The organism is Terriglobales bacterium, from assembly GCA_035691485.1.
In the GTDB taxonomy this organism is placed as follows: Bacteria; Acidobacteriota; Terriglobia; order Terriglobales; family Acidobacteriaceae; genus JAIQGF01.
Genome location: DASSIZ010000112.1, coordinates 1 through 17,628 on the forward strand (window position 1 = coordinate 1; position 17,628 = coordinate 17,628).

Here is a 17,628-nt window from a genome sequence, read left to right on the forward strand (position 1 = left end):
CGGTCACCGCCACTTCTCCGCCGGCATGCATGGGATGGCCGGAGGAGGGGTGCTGAGGGCGCAGGTCGGGAAGCGCGAGGTTCTTTGCGTCGGGGTCCATTCCTCGGAACCCATTCCTCACCGGGGCGGTGGGACATACTCGAGTTGGATGCGCGAGGAGCAGAGGAAAATTTTCCGAACCGAGTCGCGAGTCGACGCACCACGACCGGGGTTCATGCTGCACGGCTGCAGGTGCAGCTTGAACAAAACCGCGCTCGGCGCAGATAATGCCAGTTCCGGCAATTCAGATTTCAATCGTGGGTTTTACGCGTTGGGAGGAGTTGCTTGACTCTCAACCGAGGTTATCAAGGCAATCAAGTTTTTGATATCTCCGTCGCCGTTCGCAAGTGGATTTTTCAGAATCAGGATAAGGCAGCTGACCGGCTTCCCGGAAAGCCGCTGGAGGGGCTTGGACCGCGCGGGTAGAGTCGCGCGTTTTGATAAGCACGGGTCGAAAACCAGTTCCAGTCAGGAGTGATATGAAACGGGTCATGGTGGCGGTGGTGGCGTTGGCAATGCTGGCAGGTTGCGGTGGGAAAAAGTCGACCACGACTACGGTCACCGTCACCCTTTCGCCGACGTCGGCGTCGGTGAATCTCAACCAGACGCAGCAATTTACCGCCACCGTGACCAACAGCACGAACACCGCCGTCAACTGGACGGTCAACGGGATCGCGGGCGGCAATCAGACCGTCGGCTTCATCTCCAGCGCCGGGTTGTACACGGCGCCGAACGCGGTGCCGACTCCGTCGACCGTGACGGTGGCGGCCGTGTCGCAGGCCGACACGACGCAAAGCGGCACAGCGTCAGTGACCATCACGACCGCGGCGACCACGGCAACATTGTCGGTCAGCCCGAACGTGGTCACGCTTGCCGCCGGCGGCCAGCAGGCATTTACGGCCACGGTTAGCGGCAACGCTATCGCGGTGAACTGGACGGTGAGCTGCGGGCAAACCGGCGGTTGCGGATCGATCAGTGCGAGCGGCGTATATACGGCGCCGCTGTCGCCGCCAACCGGCGGGAACGTCAACGTCATTGCTTCCGCCCAAGACAACAGCGTGCCCTCGGCGGGCGCGGTGGTCACGATACAAATCGCCAACGGTACATTGACGGGACACTACGCATTCATCATGCGCGGGCAGAGCGGGGCAGCGTCGCTTGTAGCGGCGGGCAGCATCAACTTCGACGGAAACGGAAACGTCACTGCGGGGACCGAAGATGTGAACAGCGGCGGCGCGACCAACGTCACCATCAATTCCGGTACCTATCACATCAGCACCGACGGCCGCGGCAACGCTACGCTGCAGACATCGGCTGGGACGGTGAACTGGCAGTTCGTGGTAGTGAACCACTCGCGGGTGTTCGTCATCCGCTTCGATTCCGGCGTTGCCAGCGCCAGCGGCGTGCTGGAACTGCAGGACACAACGCAATTCACTGCCGCCGGCTTCAGCGGGAATTACGCGTTCAACCTTTCCGGATCGGACGCGAGCGGAAAACCTGGCTCTCTGGCTGTGGCGGGCGCGCTGACATCAACCGGCGCCCTGGTGATCAGCGGCGGGTTCCAGGATATCAACGATGCCGGAAGCCCATCCGGCGGGGCTGTCACCGGGAGCTACGGCGCACCCTCGGGTACCACGGGCCGGGGCACACTGAGCCTGAACGGCACCCCGTACGCCTATTACATCGTGGATGCCAACCGCGTCAGGCTGCTGGGGACCAGCACAGGTGCGCAACTCGTCGGCGACGCCATTAAGCAACCAGCCGGACCATTCGCGAATGCGAGCTTGCACGGGAGTCTTGCGTTCGCGACGCTGGGATCCACCAGCACCGGGGTTTTCGGCGAGGGCGGAGTGATCACGCTCGACGGCGCGGGCAACGTGACCAGTGGGACCATTGACACGAACAAGAACGGCAACCCGCAAAACGGGCTGGCTGTTGTTTCCGGGACGTACAACGTGACAGACACGACCACGGGAAGGGCGGCGATGAGCATGAGCGTCGGCGGATCGACGCTGCAATACGCTCTTTATCCGGAGATGAATGGCGGCGTGAGCATGGTAGAAATCGACACCACAAACGTGGTTGCCGCGCACGCGCTGGCGCAAAGCGGCTCGTTTGCCGCCGGATCTTTTTTGGGCAACTACGCGTTGCGCATGGGCGGCATGGATTTTGTCGTCAACCCAGGCGAGGAAGGACTGGTCGGGCAGATCATTCCCAACGGCGGAAGCACGTTGAGCGGCACCGTCGATATCAGCGACAACGGCGTGCTTACGCTCTCAGCTCCGGCTTCGACTTCATCCCCCGGTTACACGGTGGGAACCAACGGACGCGGATCGTTACCGCTCGCAGTCAACGGTGCGCCGTTTGGTACCTTCAACCTTTATGTCGTCGACAGCAAGACGGCGCTGTTCCTGGAATCCGACTCAACCCGAGTAATGGCTGGGGTGGCGGTGAAGCAATTCTGAGCTCTTCTGTTGCCACTCTTCCGGGCCGGCGGGCTTCGACCTACGGCCACCGCCTTAACCCGGACGCGGCTTTCGCAACTCTTCCCACCAGGCCGGGTTGTTATCTTCAATCGTCTTCTCACAGTGGGGTTCATGACAATCAAAGAAGTGACCGCCGAGGTGGCGTCGGCGCTTCCGGCGTTTGAGGCCAGTGTCGCAAAACAGCATGGCTACAGCCGCCATGTCAATCCCCAGTGGTTGAAGCTGCTCGACCTGCTGCGGATGAATGTTCGTTACCAGCGATGCTTGGGCGCCGAACTGTATACCGCGGACGGGCGCAGGATCCTGGACTTCCTTTCCGGCTATTGCGTTCACAACACGGGGCACAATCACCCTCACGTGATCGCCGCGCTCACCGACGAACTGGCGCGATCGGGGCCGGCCATGCTGCAAAGTCACGTGTCGGAACTGGCGGGAGAATTGGCGGAGAAGTTGTGTGCTCTTGCCGGCGGGCGGGTTTCGAAAGTGTTCTTCTGCAGCTCCGGCAGCGAGGGCGTGGAGGCGGCGATTAAGTTTGCCCGCGCGCACACCGGGCGCACCGGAATGCTCGCGGCGCATGGCGGGTTTCACGGCCTGACCTGCGGCGCGCTTTCGCTGATGGACGCCGGTTTCTGGCGCGACGGCTTCGGACCGCTGCTGCCGGACACGGAACTTGTCGAGTTCGGAAACCTGGCAGCGCTGGAGGAGAAACTACGCGCGCGGAATTTTGCCGCACTGGTACTGGAGCCGATCCAGGGGGAGGGCGGGATTCGTCTTCCCGCGGCCGATTACCTCGCTGGCGCGCAAGCCCTGTGCCGGAAATACGGCACGCTGTTCGTGCTCGACGAAGTGCAAACCGGACTGTGCCGCACGGGAAGCTTTCTCGCTGCGCACCGTTACGGCGTCGAACCTGACATGGTGGTGCTGGCGAAAGCGTTGAGCGGTGGGCTGGTGCCAAGCGGCGCGCTGCTGATGTCGGAGAACGTATATCGTTCAGTGTATGGCTCCATGAAGCGCGCCATCGTGCACACCTCCACTTACAGCGAAAATGCGCTGGCGATGCGGGCGGGCCTGGCCACGCTGGAGGTGCTGGCCGTCGAAGGCTTGGCGGAGCGGGCGGAGAGGCTGGGGAAGTACGTCAGGGACAAGCTGCGCGCGTCACTGGCCGGGTACGAAATGGTGAAGGAAGTTCGCGGCGCGGGCCTGATGAGCGGCATCGAATTCTGTGTACCCCGGCAACTGTGGCTGCGCATGGCGTGGGAAGCTTTCCGGAAAATTCATCCGGGCATGTTCGGGCAGATGATGGTGATGCGCTTGTTTAGCGACAAGAACCTGCTGACCCAGATCTGCGGAAACAATTTCCTGGTGCTGAAGGTGGCGCCGCCGCTGGTTGTGGATGAGGGACAAGTGGATGAATTCGTCGCTGGAGTGCGCGAGGTCGTTGAAGTCGTGCATTCGTCGCGGACGTTCTGGTCGGATGCGCTCCAACTCGCAAGAAGGGCAGTGAACCTGTAGATGATGACTCGATTGTGCAAATTCGCGGCGGTTGCATTGGTCATCGTTTCCGCCACGGCGCCGCTGTTCGCCGCCGACGTGCAGGCGTCGACGGTGCTGGAAGCCGGCTATCGTGACATGTACAACCTGCAATTCGGCGAAGCGCACCGCCAATTCCAGCAGTGGCAGCAGGAACATCCGGAGGACCCGCTGGGTCCGGCATCGGACGCAGCGGCGTATCTGTTCGCCGAGTTCGATCGTCTGCATATCCTGGAGAGCGAACTGTTCGTCAATGACCAGAGGTTCGAAAGCCGCTCGCGGCCGCAGCCGGATCCGCAGACAAAACTGGCGTTCGAAGCGCAATTGGCAAAAGCTCGACAGCTCGCGCAGAAGGCCCTGGCGCGGAATGGCAGCGAGGAGAACGCGCTGTTCTCGCACGTGCTGGCCGACGGTTTGGAAGGTGATTACCTGGCGTTGATCGAGAAGCGCGATATGCAGGCACTCAAACTGGTCAAGGAAGGCCGCGCGCTCGCGGAGCGATTGCTGGCGTCAAATCCGAATTGCTATGACGCCTACCTGGCGGTGGGGGTAGAAAATTACCTGCTCAGCCTGAAACCGGCGCCGGTGCGATGGATGCTGCGAATTACCGGGGCGCAGACGGACAAGGCGATTGGCATCCAGAAATTGCGCGTCACCGCCGAGAAGGGACACTACCTGCTCCCCTATGCGCGGCTGCTGCTGGCGGTGGCGGCGCTCCGAGACCACGACCAGGTTCGGGCACGGACCCTGCTGCAGAACCTTGCCGACAATTTCCCGCAGAATCGCCTCTATCGCAGCGAACTGGCAAAGCTGCAATAGCGTGTAACCGCAGCGAGGGACTAAGCGTCTCTTACTTAAGGTAAGCGGCAACTTTTGGTCAGAGCTCCCGTTTAAGTAATCAGGCAGCTCCACGAGGGTGTGGGTGTTTTCCGCGCAGTGACATGAGATGAGAATAGCCGGCGCCGGTAGCGCTTTTCCGCAACATGTCTACGATCAACAGGCGATTGTCTCCGCCCTCAAGGACTTTTGGGGGGAGCGGTTGCAGCGTCCCGAGTTGCTGGAGCGACTGCACGCGCGCTCCGGGGTGGAGCGGCGTCATCTGGTGTTGCCCACCGAAGCCTATGTCGGCGTGGATACCTGGGGAAAAGCGAATTCGCTGTGGATCGAGAAGGCGGAAGAGCTTGGAAACCAGGCCATCTGCCGTGCCATCACGCCGCTGGGAATCGCCCCGGCAGACATCCATGCGCTCTATGTCGCGTCGGTGACCGGCATTGCAAGTCCCTCACTCGATGCCAAGCTGATCAACCGGATGGGGCTGTCGCCGAACCTGAAGCGCGTACCGATCTTTGGTCTGGGATGCGTGGCGGGCGCGGCTGGAATTGCGCGTGCCGCTGATTACGTACGTGCCTTCCCCAGGCAGGTTGCGGTGGTGCTATGCGTGGAGTTGTGCTCGCTGACCTGGCGTCGCGACGACATCTCGGCAGCGAACCTGTTGTCGACCGGGCTTTTCGGCGACGGCGCCGCCGCGGTGGTGGTCGCCGGAGCCGACACACCATTCGCCGGACCGCAAATTATCGACACGCGATCGGTGTTCTACCCCGACACTGAGGAAGTGATGGGGTGGGACATTTCCGAGACCGGATTCAGGATCGTTCTCTCGCCCGACGTTCCGTTGGTCATAAAGCAGCACCTGCGGGAAGACGTCGATTCGTTCTTGTCCGAGCACGGCCTTGCTAGAAAAGATATCTCCAGCTGGATCATTCACACCGGCGGTCCGAAGGTGCTGGAGGCGGTACAGCAGACCTTAGAATTGCCGGAGGGCGCGCTGGATGCGTCGTGGGATTGCTTGCGGCGGGTGGGAAATTTGTCTTCTGCGTCCGTGTTATGCGTGCTCCAGGATTTTCTTGCACGACGTCGCGGCGCTCGCGGTGCCTACAGCGTGCTGGCGGCGATGGGTCCCGGATTCTGCTCCGAGGTGGTGCTGCTGAAGTGGTGAGGATCCCGGACGTCTCGCAGAAAACGGATGTATTTGTGGTCGGCGGAGGTCCTGCCGGACTGGCTTCCGCCATCGCCATGCGGCGCCAGGGATTGTCCGTCACGGTGGCCGACGTTTTTCATCCGCCAATCGACAAGGCCTGCGGTGAAGGCCTGATGCCGGACTCGCTCGCCGAATTGTGCGAGCTTGGGATTCAGCTCGATGGCATGGATACCGCCGAATTTTGCGGCGTTCGCTTCATCGGTGAGGCAGGCTCGGTGGAAGCCGAGTTCCCTCGCGGGAGCGGCATCGGAATCCGCCGCACGCTGCTGCACCAGGCGCTGGTGGATCGCGCACGTGATGCGGGCGTCACGATGCTGTGGGGCGCGCGCGTGTCCGCCGTGCGGGACGGGGCCGTGCTGGTGGACGGCCGAAGGATCGCGTCCCGTTGGATCGTCGGCGCGGATGGCGAGAATTCGCAGGTCCGCCGATGGGCGGGATTGACGGCGTCGCGCGAGTTCGACCGGCGCATCGGAATGCGGCAGCATTTCGCGCTCGAACCGTGGAGCAAGTACGTCGAGATCTACTGGGGCGAGCACAGCCAGGCGTACGTCACACCGGTAGCCGCGCGCGAGGTTTGCGTAGCGATGGTCGCGCGGCGGCCCAGCTTGTTTCAATCCGCACTGGAGGAATTCCCCCAACTGCGTGCTCGACTTGGAACGGCGCCCGCCGCCATCGACGCAAAAGGCGCGGTGACAGTCACACGCAAGCTGAAGTCGGTTGCGCGGGGCCGGTTTGCGCTGGTGGGAGAAGCATCGGGGTCCACCGATGCCATCACCGGCGAGGGGTTGGCGATGTCGTTCCGCCAGGCGCTCGCTTTGGCGCGCGCCGTTGCCGGCGAAGATATCTCCCGGTATCAGGCGGCCCATGACGACATCCGCAGATTGCCGCACCTCATGGGACGCAGCATGCTGCTGATGGATAAGAGCGCTTGGATCAGGCGGCACGCGCTGCGGGCGCTGGCCGCGAAACCCGGATTATTCCAGCGCATGCTCGCGGTTAACGTGGGCGAACTGCCATTGCTGAAATTCGCGATTCCGGGACTTCTGGACTTGAGTTGGGGAATGTTGACGGCTTAATCGGCCGGAGCGAGAACTATGTTACGCAGCCTGAAATTATTGTTTGCCGCGGCGGGGATCGCGATTTGTTTCGCGGCGACGGCCCGGGCGCAGGAATTGGCTGTCGAACTTGATCCTGCCACCACGCGCGTGGATTTCGTTCTCGGCGATGTGCTGCACACGGTCCACGGCGATTTTCACTTGAAGAACGGAACGCTGCGCTTTGACGGCCGGAACGGCACCGCGTCCGGGCAGTTAATCGTGGACGCAACGACGGGCGAAAGCGGCAGCAAGGGCCGCGACCGCAAAATGCACCAGCAGGTGCTGGAGAGCGCGAAATATCCCGACATCACCTTTGAGGCGCAGAGAGTAGTTGGCAAGCTGCAGCCGGCGGGAACGTCGCAGATGGAAATTGACGGATTGATGACCATGCATGGTCAGACGCACGCCATGACCGCTAGCGGGCCGGTGCAGATCAATGGAGATCAGGTGTCGGCCGACCTGCGATTCCTGGTGCCCTATGAACAGTGGGGAATGAAGAATCCAAGCACGCTGTTTTTGCGGGTGAGCAATAAAGTAGAAATCACGGTGCACGCCATGGGGCGACTCACGCCGGCCGTGGCGACGGCGGCGCAAGCGGGTGCGGCGAGCCACTGAAATCGCCAGTGTGGCACGCGTCTTCGACCCGTGCATCCCGGCAGGTGGATCGCGCTGAAGACGAGCGCGCCGCTACGCATCGCCCGGAAATCCGATATAGTTGCAGCGCATCACCTCCTCGGCCATGGCGAACTTTGTCACCGGACTGCGCTGCGTCTTCTGCGGCTCGCAATTTTCCACCCGCGTCGGGTACACCTGTCCGCACTGCGGAATCACCGGAATTCTTGACGTTCAGTACGACTACCCTGCCATCCGAAAAGTCCTGACCCGTCGCAAGCTGGCCGCGCGCGCGGATTTCACTCACTGGCGCTACCGCGAACTGCTGCCCATCGGCAACGGTGCTGCGCTTCCCGCCCTGGCCGTGGGATGGACGCCCATCGTCGCTGCCGAGCGCCTGGCGAAGCATATTGGCGTCCGCGAACTGCTGATCAAGGACGACGGCCGCAATCCCACCGGATCTTTGAAAGACCGCGCCAGTTCGCTGGGCGTGGTGAAGGCGGTAGAGAAGCGTCGCAAGATCATTGCCTGCGCAAGCACGGGAAATGCCGCTTCGTCGCTGGCGGGCATGGCGGCAAGCATGGGATTGCGCAGCGCCATCTTCGTGCCGCAACGCGCACCCGAGCCCAAGGTAACGCAGTTGCTGATCTTCGGCGCGACGGTGCTGCGCGTCGGCGGCAGCTACGAGCAAGCCTATGATCTGTGCCAGCAATCTTGTGAGCGCTGGGATTGGTACAACCGCAACTGCGCGATCAATCCCTACCTGGTCGAGGGCAAGAAAACCGTCGGACTGGAAATCGCGGAACAGCTGGGCTGGACTCCGCCGGAGTGGCTGGCCATGTCGGTGGGCGATGGCTGCACCATTGCCGGCGCGTGGAAGGCATTTCGCGAATTCAAGAGCCTCGGCCTGATCTCGCGCACACCGCGCATGCTGGGCGTACAGGCTGCGGGCGCGGCGCCGGTGACGGAAGCTTTCCGCAGTCACGGGGCGATCAAGCCAATCGAGCCGAAGACGATTGCCGACAGCATCGCGGTCGGCGTGCCGCGGAACTGGAAGAAAGCTGTAATGGCGATCGAGGAATCCGGCGGCACTATGATCAACGTCGAGGACGACGAAATCCTGGAAGCCATGAACTATACCGGGCGCCTGACCGGCGTTTTCGCCGAACCTGCTGCCGCGACCGCCATCGCCGGGCTGAAGCGCGCGCTCCGCGAAGGCATGGTACCGCGCTCCTGCCGGGCTCTGGCAGTGGTGACCGGCAGTGGTCTGAAAGATGTCCGGGCCGCCCAACAGGCGGTGAAGCAGCCCTTCGAAGTTCCCCCGGACGGGCGCGGCCTGGAAGACATTCTCGCGCGACAGGGCCTGATTCCCGCCGCCCACTCCGTTGCCACTTCATGAGCCCGAAAGCGAAGGCCAATTCGCTGCTGATTCGCGACATCCACACCCTGGTCACGATGGCAGAACACGGGTCACAGACCCGTGCCACACCGGCCCTTCTGCACGGCGCCTTCGTCTACGCCGAGGCTGGTGAGATCAAGAAAGTGGGCACGCGGCTTCCGACGGGACTCCGCGCGGCAAAAACGATTCGTGCGCCTTACGCGGTAGTAGTCCCGGGGCTGATCAATACCCACCACCATTTGTTCCAGACACTGACCCGCGCCTGCACCGCCGCAGCGAATGCCGAACTGTTCGACTGGCTGACCACGCTGTATCCGCGGTGGGCGCGCATCGATGAGGAAGCCGTACATACGGCCGCGCTGGTCGGAATGGCAGAGCTGATGCTCAGCGGCTGCACGACCACGACAGACCATCACTATCTGTTTCCCCGCGGCCAGAAGAAGCTGATCGATGCCGAGATTGAGGCGGCGCGGCGGCTGGGAATGCGATTTCATCCGACGCGCGGCAGCATGAACGTGGGCGTCAGCCTCGGCGGATTGCCCCCGGACTCGGTGGTGCAAACAACCGATGAAATCCTGGAGGATTCCGAGCGAGTGATCCGCAAGTACCACGACACAAGCCCCGGCTCGATGCTGCGCATTGCGCTGGCGCCGTGCTCGCCCTTCACGGTGGATGCGGAACTGATGCGCCAGACCGCCGCGCTGGCACGGCGTCACGGCGTCCGCATGCACACGCACCTGGCGGAAACGCGCGACGAGGAAGAATACTGCCTCAAACGCTTTCGCCGGCGCCCGCTCGAATTCTTCCGCGATTGCGGCTGGCTGCACCAGGATACCTGGGTCGCGCACGGGATTTATTTCAACAGCGCCGAATGCCGGCAGTTGGGCCGCGCCGGGATCGGGGTGGCGCACTGTCCGACATCGAACATGCGGCTGGCGTCGGGGATCTGCCCGGTCGGGAAGCTGCAGCGCTCCGGTTCGCCGGTCGGGCTGGGCGTTGACGGTAGCGCATCGAACGACAGCTCCAATATGCTGGCCGAGGCGCGGCAGGCGTTGCTGCTGAACCGGTTGGCGCGCGGCGCTTCCGCCATCACCGTGGAGCAGGCTCTGCGCATGGCCACGATGGAGGGAGCGCGCTGCCTCGGGCGGGACGATATCGGCAGCATCGCGGTGGGCAAGCGCGCCGACCTCGCCGTCTTCGATTTGCGGGACGTCGGCTATAGCGGGGCGGAGGACGCGCTCTCGGCGCTGTTGCTCTGCGCGCCGACCCGGGTGAGCGCCTTAGTCATCGAGGGACGTGTGGTGGTGGAAAACGGCGACCTGCAGGGGATTTCGCTGGTTCCTCTCGTGGCACGTCACCGGCGTATTGCGGCGAAAATCGTTGGCCACCCCCCGCTGCTCTGATATATTTCGCGTTTGCCTTAGCTCGCCATTTTTGCCGTTCTCACCCGTGTTCCCCCTCGCGCGGAGACTGGAGAATGCCAGTGTTCGACCACATTCAAGCTTTTTACCAACCGACCAGTGTGCGGGAGGCGGTGCGCCTGCTGCACGGAGGACGCGGACGCGTGGTTGCCGGCGGCACGGACTTGGCCCTATTGCGCGACCGTTCCATTCGCTTCCTGGTCGACGTGAAGCATCTCGGCCTCGACTACATCCGGCGCGATGGGAACGGCTGCGACATTGGCGCGGCGTGCACCATGGCGGAAGTGGAAAATTCGCCGATCGTACGCGGGCTGGCGGGCGGCATTCTCGCGCGCGCGGCGGCCACCTGCGGGTCCATCCAGATTCGCAACCTCGCGACCATCGGCGGAAACCTGGCGAACGGATCTCCGGCCGCGGACACCGCCACGCCCCTGTTGGCGATGGACGCGTCAGTCATCTTGCAGAATCAGAAGGGCCGGAGGCGGCTGACCCTGCAGGAATTTTTCGCGCTGCCACAGAAGCAACGGGTTCAGGGCGGGCTGCTGGTGCAGATTTTCGTCCCCAGGAGCAAGCGCCGTGGCGGATGGTCGTTTCAGAAATTCGGGCGTACCGAAACCGATATCTCGGTAGTCAACTGTGCCGGAGGGCTGGGCGTTACGCGCGAGGGCAAGGCGGCGTGGGCCCGACTTGCCTTGGGCGCCGTGGCGCCGACCCCGATGCGCGCCTTGAAGGCGGAGGGCCTGCTGGTCGGGCAAGCAATTACCGCCGAATTGATCGAACGCGCCGCCGAATCGGTAGCGTCCGAGGTACAGCCCATCAGCGACCAGCGCGCGTCAGCGGAATACCGGCGTGAGATCAGCCAGGTGCTGGCGCGAAGGGCGCTGCGGGAATCTGCCCAACTGGCAGGGTGCACGCTATGAGTCGCAACGGTCACGGCAAGAACTCGATGAATATCCAGGTCCGTATTAACGACGAGCCGCACCAGTGGACCATTGCGCCCGGCGATCTCCTGCTCGACGTGCTTCGCCGCGAAGGCTATTTCGGCGTAAAACGGGGTTGCGAGACCGGCGAGTGCGGCTGCTGCACGGTGCTGCTGAATGAGAAGCCGGTGAACTCGTGCGTGATATTCGCGGCCCAGGCGAATGGGGGCGAAATCACGACGGTGGAAGCGGTCGCGCAGGGCGACAAGCTCGACCCCGTGCAGCAGGCATTTCTCGATCACGGCGCGGCGCAGTGCGGCTTCTGCACGCCGGGCATGATCCTGAACACCAGGGCGCTGCTCAAGGAGCGCCCGCGCGCGACCGAAGAAGAAGTGCGCGACATGCTGGCGGGAAATTTCTGCCGCTGCACCGGATTCAAGAAGCCGGTGGAAGCCGTGCTCGCCGTTTCGCAGAACGGGCCGCGGTACTGCGAGGAACAGCCTGCCGCCTCACGGCACCTGGTGGTCGGTCACTCGCTGCACAAGACCGATGGCGTGAAGCTGGTGATGGGCCGGCCGTGCTTTACCGACGACGTGCACGTGCCGGGCCTGCTGATCGGCAAAATACTGCCCAGCCCGCACGCGCACGCGCGGATCAAGAAGATCGACGTCAGCAAGGCGCGCGCGCTGCCGGGCGTGCACGCCGTCCTCACGTATAAGGATGTTCCGCGGGTGCCGCATACCACTGCCGGACAGAGTTGGCCGGAACCGTCGCCTTACGACACCTACCTGCTCGATTCGAAAATGCGTTTCGTGGGAGACCGCGTCGCAGCGGTAGCGGCGGAGACGCGCGAGATCGCCGAAGAAGCGCTGCGGCTGATCAAAGTGGAATACGAGGTCCTGCCCGCCATCCTTGACATGGAACAGGCAACAAAGCCGGGCGCGCCCACCATTCACGACGAACGCGATTCCACCGGCATTCACGACGCCAAGCGCAACATTGCCGCGTTCATCAAGAAGGAAATCGGGGACGTGGAAACTGCATTCCGCGAGGCCGATATCGTTGTCGAGCGCGAGTTCCGCACCCATCGCCAGCACCACGCCATGATGGAGCCGCACATTTCCATCGCCTGGTTGGATGAGGACGGGCGGCTCACCATCCGCACCAGCACGCAGGTGCCATTCCATTCGCGGCGGCAAGTGGCGATGATCCTGCAATTGCCGGTACAGAAAGTGCGCATGATCAAGCCGCGCATTGGCGGCGGCTTCGGCGGCAAGCAGGAGATGCTGCTGGAAGACATCACGGGCGCGCTGGCGCTGGCGGCGCGCAGGCCGGTCAAGATCGAGTACACGCGCCAAGAAGAGTTCTACATGGCGCGCAGCCGCCATCCCCAGATCCTGAAGGTGAAGATTGGCGCCAAGCGTGATGGCACCATCGTGGCCAACCAGATGTCGGTGCTGGCCACCACCGGCGCGTACGGCAGCCATGCGGCCACCGTGCAGGGCAACACCGGAAGCAAGGTGCTGCCGCTGTATCGCGCGCCCAACATGAAGTTCGATTGCACGGTGGTGTACACCAATTGCCCGGTGGCGGGCGCGTTCCGCGGGTATGGATGCCCGCAGGGATTTTTCGCGCAGGAAAGCGTGATTGATGAGATCGCGCACGAGCTGCGCATGGACCCGATCGAACTGCGGCGCAAGAACTTGATCCGCCAGGGTGACATTGACGAGCTTTCCGCGCAACTGGGCGAAGGGCGCAAGGGATTGCCGCGCCACATCCGCAGTTGCGGCATGCCCGGGTGCCTGGAACGCGGCGCGAAAGCGATCGATTGGGAGCGCAAGCGGAAGTCGCTGCCCGACAAATCGACCCACTTGCGACGCGGCGTGGGCGTCGCCTGCTCCATCCAGGGCAGCGCTATCGCGGGCGTCGATTGGGGCGCCGCACTGCTGAAGATGAACGAAGACGGTTCCTTCAACCTGCAGGTCGGAGCCGCGGACCTGGGCACCGGCGCCGATACCGTCATCGCGCAGATTGCCGCCGAAACTCTGGGCGTTACCCTGGACAAGATGATCGTGTATTCCGGCGACACGGATTTCACGCCGTTCGACGTGGGCGCGTACGCTTCGAGCACGACCATCATTTCGGGCGGGGCGGCCAAGAAGGCGGCGGAGAAGGTGCGCGCGCAGATTATTGACGTCGCGGCTCGCATGCTGGAAGTCGCGCCCGATAAAGTACAGCTCGGCAATAACGAGGCGTTCACCGTGTGCGAATGCCGCAAGTCGGTAAGCATGGCGGACATCGCGCGCCACGCCATGTACAAGGACAAAGTGCAAATCATGGAGGGCGCTTCGCACTGGAACACGGACAGCCCGCCGCCGTTCTGCGTAACCTTTGCCGAAGTGGAAGTCGATACCGAGACCGGGAAAGTGCGCGTGACCGAGTTGGTAACCGCCGTGGACTGCGGCGTCGCCATCAACCCGATGGCGGCGGAGGGACAGTCGGAGGGCGCGGCTGCGCAAGGCCTGGGTTACGCGCTTACGGAGGAAATGCTGCTCGACGAAAGCGGGCGCATGCTCAACCCCAACTTCCTCGACTACAAAGTTTTTTCGGCAAAAGACATGCCGAAGCTCACGACCATCCTGGTCGAGACCGAGGAGCCATTGGGACCGTACGGAGCGAAGTCGATCGCGGAGGTTCCGATCAACGGGCCCGCGCCGGCCATCGCGAACGCCATCTACCACGCTATCGGAATTCGCTTCCGGCAGCTGCCCATTACTCCCGAGCGGGTGTTGAAGGCGCTGCACGAGCAGGAAAAACAGAAACCCACTTCGGTTCGCGGCACCGGCAAAGCCGCCGCGTCGGATTAGCAGAAGACGAGTACGAGCAAAAGGTTCATGAACTCACTGGAAACCATCCGCCATCAGCGCGCCGCCCTTGCCGGCGGCGCCAAGAAGCACGAGCAGGACATGGTCCGCTTCCTGCGTGACCTCATCGCCATCCCCGCGGAAAGCTCGCAGGAAGGGCCGGTGATCCAGCGTATCAAGCAGGAAATGGAAAAGGTCGGCTTCGACGAAATCCGCATCGACAAGATGGGCAACATTCTCGGCCGGATCGGCTCGGGCAAGCGCGTCATCATGATGGACTCGCACACCGACACGGTCGGCGTCGGGGACATCAAGGAATGGAACTGGGACCCGTACAAGGGCAAGGTCGAGGACGGCTATGTCTACGGACGCGGCGCCTGCGACCAGCGCTGCGGCATGGCGAGCATGGTGTACGGCGCCAAGCTGATCAAGGAACTCGGCCTCGCCGGCGACTACACGCTGTGGTGCGTGGGCAGCGTGCAAGAGGAGGACTGCGACGGACTGGCGTGGCTCTACATCCTGCGCGAGGACGGCATCAAGCCCGACGGCGTGCTCATCACCGAGCCGACGAACCTGCAGATTTACCGCGGGCAGCGCGGGCGCATGGAGATCGAAGTCCACATCCGCGGCCGCTCCTGCCATGCCAGCGCACCCGAGCGCGGCGATAACCCGATTTACAAGATGACCACGCTCCTCCGGGAAATCGAGCAGCTCAACACGCGTTTGCGCGACGATAAGTTTCTCGGCAAAGGAACGATCACGGTGACGCAGATCCGGTCGCTGTCGCCTTCGCTTTGCGCCGTGCCGGGAGCTTGCTCAATCCATCTCGATCGCCGGCTCACCACCGGCGACACCAAGGAGAGCGCGGTTGCGGAAGTGCGCGCTTTGTCCGGCGCGCGGGATGCGGAGATCGAAATTCTGAAGTACGAAGTGCCGAGCTATACCGGGTTGGTCTACCCCATGGAAAAATACTACCCGACCTGGGTGGTCGAGGAAGATCACCCTCTGGTGGAATCGGCGGTCGAGACCTACCAGGCGCTGAACAACCGGGCGCCGGTCGTCGACAAGTGGGTTTTCAGCACCAACGGTGTGGGCTCCATGGGCATGTGCGGCGTGCCGACAGTCGGCTTCGGGCCGGGCAACGAAGTGGATGCGCACGCGGTGACCGAACGTGTATCCATCGACCACCTGGTGCAGGCGGCACAGTTCTACGCGGCGTTTCCGCTGGTATTCGCGCATACGCTGGAAAGCGAGCACACCGCAAAAGCGGGAGCTTAACAATTAAAGACTGAAGAATTCAGAATGAAGAATGTGCAACCAGAGTCAATGGGCTTTTCTTTTTCAGTCTTCATTCTGCATTCTTAATTCTTCATTCTTTCAGGACCACGCACGGAATGTCTGAACTAATTCCCATCCCGCTGCCGCTGCAGTTGACGCGCGCTTTCCTGGAGTACGAGCGGGAGGGGAAAATCTTCGACCTGCCGAAAACGAAATTCTTTCGCGGCCTGAGCGGGCTGGATATGTCCGTCAACTTTCACGGGCAGCGTGCCGCGAATCCCGTAGGACCAGCCGCCGGGCCGCACGACCAACTCGTCCAGAACATTGTTCTCTCCTGGCTCGCGGGCTCGCGCATCATCGAGTTGAAGACGGTTCAGATTCTCGACGAACTCAAGATCCCGCGTCCCTGCATCGACGCCACCAACGTCGGTTACAACGTCGAGTGGTCGCAGGAGCTGAAGCTGGAACAGTCGCTACGTGAGTACGTCGGCGCGATGATGTTCATCGAGATCCTCAAGGCCTCGCGGCTCCTGGGGGACGAATTCACCGGGCCATTCACCGACACCATCTACGACATGAGCGTCGGATATAGCCTGGAGGGCATCCGGTCGCCGCGCGTGCGCCAGTGGATCGAGAGCATGAAGGACGCGCGCGCGATCATCGACGAACTGCGCGCAACGTTGACCGGGCCTTGGAAGCAATACCGCGATCTCCCCTTCCCTGCCCGCGTAAGTGACACCATCACGCTCTCCACCTTTCACGGCTGCCCGGCACACGAGATCGAGGGTATTGTCACCTTCCTGCTGACCGAAATGGACGTGCACGTCTGCGTTAAGCTGAACCCGACGTTGCTCGGCTTCGAACAGGTACGACACCTGCTCCACGACGTGCTCGGCTACAACGATATCCAGGTGGCGGCGGACGCGTTCGAGCACGACTTGCAATTTTCCGATGCGCTCACCATGCTGCCACGCCTTGCCGAGGTGGCTCGTTCGCGCGGCAAGCGCCTGGCGGTCAAATTCAGCAACACGCTGGTAGTGAAGAACCACCGCAAAATGTTCAGCGATGAAGTGATGTACATGTCGGGCCCGCCGCTGCACGTGGTCACGCTGAACCTGGTTAAGAAATTTCGTGAGCACATGGGCGCGGCATTTCCAACTTCTTTCTCCGCCGGACTCGACCAGCACAACGTATGCAATGCCGTGGCGATGAATTTCGTTCCGGTCACCACTTGCACCGACTTGTTGCGGCCCGGAGGCTACGCGCGCCTTCCGAAATATCTCGAGGCGCTGGGCGCGAAAATGCGCGAACTCGGGGTCACGCACATTCCAGACTTCGTGGTTCGCTATGCAGGAAAAGGCGAACAAGCCATCGAGCAAGTCGCCGGCGACATCGCGGTGCACTGGTCCAATGCGGGCGACAGCCTCAACCTGCCGCTGCGGTTTGTCTCGACTAAACTGAAAGCATGGCTGGCTACTCCCGGGCAGCCGCTCGGAGGTGTCTGCTCCGAGATCGCGAACGGATTCGCCGCTCAGTTTGCCCCGGCCATGCCGCCCCGTCTGGCCAATGGCGTTCGCAAACAACTCGCTGGGCTGGAGCAGGCGCTGGTCGAAGCTGCCGGCGTACTGAACACGCCAGCGATCGTGGAGCGTACCACCGCCGACGCCCGTTACCAGTGGGCAAAAAATAAAGCCGTGCCGCGAAAGATCGGCTCCAAGCTGTGGCTGTACGACTGCATCAGCTGCGACAAGTGCGTGCCGGTCTGCCCCAACGACGCGAATTTCGTTTACCAGAGCGAAGCCGCCGAAATTGCATACCACAACTACGAATTTCTCTCCGGCGGCGAAGCGCGCGCGGTGCCCGGCGGCGTGTTCAAGACAACGCGCGCGCACCAGTTCGCCAATTACGCTGACGCTTGCAACGACTGCGGCAATTGCGACATCT

General features: G+C 62.6%; 12 protein-coding genes. All 12 read left to right on the forward strand.

Going from position 1 to position 17,628, the window contains the following annotated elements; translation table 11 throughout:
• The first annotated feature begins 518 nt into the window (after positions 1-518).
• On the forward strand, positions 519-2,504 hold the full coding sequence (locus VFI82_14200) for a hypothetical protein (GenBank protein HET7185835.1): 1,986 nt from the start codon (positions 519-521) through the stop codon (positions 2,502-2,504).
• 132 nt (positions 2,505-2,636) lie between these two features.
• Positions 2,637-4,037 carry an aspartate aminotransferase family protein gene (locus VFI82_14205; protein HET7185836.1) on the forward strand — a complete coding sequence of 467 codons (1,401 nt, stop codon included), beginning with the start codon at positions 2,637-2,639 and terminating at the stop codon, positions 4,035-4,037.
• Positions 4,038-4,874, forward strand: coding sequence for a hypothetical protein (locus VFI82_14210; protein HET7185837.1), 837 nt, complete (start codon positions 4,038-4,040; stop codon positions 4,872-4,874). It begins immediately after the preceding gene.
• Positions 4,875-5,001: 127 nt separating this feature from the next.
• Complete coding sequence (locus VFI82_14215; protein ID HET7185838.1) at positions 5,002-6,051, forward strand: 3-oxoacyl-[acyl-carrier-protein] synthase III C-terminal domain-containing protein; 1,050 nt, start codon at positions 5,002-5,004, stop codon at positions 6,049-6,051.
• The gene (locus VFI82_14220) at positions 6,045-7,169 is read left to right on the forward strand and encodes an NAD(P)/FAD-dependent oxidoreductase (GenBank protein HET7185839.1); all 1,125 of its coding nucleotides are present in this window, start codon (positions 6,045-6,047) and stop codon (positions 7,167-7,169) included. Before VFI82_14215 ends, VFI82_14220 begins: the two co-directional genes overlap by 7 nt.
• 18 nt (positions 7,170-7,187) lie before the next feature.
• A complete protein-coding gene (locus VFI82_14225) occupies positions 7,188-7,805 on the forward strand; it encodes a YceI family protein (protein HET7185840.1) in 618 nt (205 codons plus the stop codon).
• 100 nt (positions 7,806-7,905) lie between these two features.
• Positions 7,906-9,201, forward strand: a complete 1,296-nt coding sequence (gene thrC / locus VFI82_14230; GenBank protein HET7185841.1) for a threonine synthase — start codon at positions 7,906-7,908, stop codon at positions 9,199-9,201.
• Positions 9,198-10,604 carry an 8-oxoguanine deaminase gene (locus VFI82_14235; GenBank protein ID HET7185842.1) on the forward strand — a complete coding sequence of 469 codons (1,407 nt, stop codon included), beginning with the start codon at positions 9,198-9,200 and terminating at the stop codon, positions 10,602-10,604. The genes thrC and VFI82_14235 overlap by 4 nt, the downstream gene beginning before the upstream one ends.
• Before the next feature lie 74 nt (positions 10,605-10,678).
• A complete protein-coding gene (locus VFI82_14240; GenBank protein HET7185843.1) occupies positions 10,679-11,542 on the forward strand; it encodes an FAD binding domain-containing protein in 864 nt (287 codons plus the stop codon).
• Positions 11,539-14,409: a molybdopterin cofactor-binding domain-containing protein gene (locus VFI82_14245; GenBank protein HET7185844.1), complete on the forward strand. Its 2,871-nt coding sequence runs from the start codon at positions 11,539-11,541 to the stop codon at positions 14,407-14,409. Before VFI82_14240 ends, VFI82_14245 begins: the two co-directional genes overlap by 4 nt.
• 27 nt (positions 14,410-14,436) lie before the next feature.
• Positions 14,437-15,684: a YgeY family selenium metabolism-linked hydrolase gene (locus VFI82_14250; protein HET7185845.1), complete on the forward strand. Its 1,248-nt coding sequence runs from the start codon at positions 14,437-14,439 to the stop codon at positions 15,682-15,684.
• A 116-nt stretch (positions 15,685-15,800) separates the two neighbouring features.
• The coding region (locus tag VFI82_14255; protein HET7185846.1) for a hypothetical protein at positions 15,801-17,628 on the forward strand (1,828 nt) is incomplete at its 3' end.